We start from the raw sequence: 1,218 nt of genomic DNA, 5'->3' as shown, positions 1-1,218 counted from the left end.
TTCCTTGATTCATTTGGCAATTACTCAAGCGATGTTTATTCATTGTTAGCACCAACCATACCGAAAAGAAAAAGCACGAATGCCACTGTATAACTACAGCGGCCATTCGTGCTTTTTGTTTCGTATTCGTCTGCTGAGCCTAGTCTTCCTCGAACAGGTTGGTCGACAAGTAGCGCTCTCCCGTATCCGGGAGCAGAACGACGATCATTTTACCCTTGTTCTCCGGCCGTTTGGCCAGTTCCGTTGCCGCTTTAACTGCTGCGCCAGAGGAAATGCCCACGAGCAGCCCTTCTTCCTTAGCCAAACGGCGTGCAGTCAGAATCGCTTCCTCGTTCTTCACTGTAATGATCTCATCCACCACGTCGCCATTGAAATTGCCTGGCACAAAGCCGGCTCCAATACCTTGAATCTGGTGAACACCGCGGGTACCTCCTGACAATACTGGGGAGCTGTGCGGCTCGACCGCTACGATTTGCACCGATGGCTTGAGCTCCTTCAACCGGCCGCCAACACCGGAGATCGTACCGCCAGTGCCTACGCCGCCAACAAAAATATCAACCGCGCCGTCTGTATCCTTCCAGATCTCCTCAGCGGTTGTCTTTTTGTGAATGGCCGGATTCGCCGGATTCTCGAATTGCTGCGGAATGAATGCATTCGGAATTTCCTCAGCAAGCTCTTCCGCTTTCTTGATCGCACCCATCATGCCCTCCGAAGCAGGAGTAAGTACAAGCTCGGCCCCTAACGCCTTAAGCAGCTTTCTCCGCTCCGCACTAAACGATTCCGGCAAAATAATGATCAGCCGGTAGCCTAGCGCCGCCGCTGCAAAAGCAAGACCGATACCGGTATTGCCGCTAGTCGGCTCAATAATGACGGAATCCGGCTTCAAAATGCCGCGTTCCTCCGCGTCCTTGATCATCGCGAAGCCAATCCGGTCCTTCACGCTGCCGGCAGGGTTATAATATTCAAGCTTCGCCACGATCGAAGCTCCAGTCTGTTCCCGCTTCGTATAATTAGCCAGCTCTAGCAATGGTGTATTGCCGATCAGCTCTGTCAAATTACCATAAATGTTCGCCATTGTAGCACCCGTACCTTTCAACAAATAGTAACCGTTTAATCTTTATCGGTATCCATTCATTATACCATTTTGGGACAGCTTACCCAAATGGTATCCCCATTTTTTTGCTGAATGCCGCCAATTCCATTATAATAAATATAATG

General features: G+C 50.3%; 1 protein-coding gene. It reads right to left on the bottom strand.

What is annotated here, in order from left to right:
- Nucleotides 1-139 precede the first annotated feature (139 nt).
- A complete protein-coding gene (gene cysK / locus TX77_RS10495; protein WP_042165249.1) occupies nt 140-1,075 on the bottom strand; it encodes a cysteine synthase A in 936 nt (311 codons plus the stop codon).
- Nucleotides 1,076-1,218 lie beyond the last annotated feature (143 nt).

Source organism: Megasphaera massiliensis, assembly GCF_000455225.1.
Lineage (GTDB): Bacteria > Bacillota > Negativicutes > Veillonellales > Megasphaeraceae > Megasphaera > Megasphaera massiliensis.
The sequence above is the reverse complement of the archived record's forward strand: the minus strand, read 5'-3'. Positions and strand labels throughout refer to the sequence as shown.

Coding starts and splice junctions, on each gene's coding strand:
- cysK (WP_042165249.1), bottom strand. CDS start 1,075: ATGGCGAACATTTATGGTAATTTGACAGAGCTGATCGGCAATACACCA.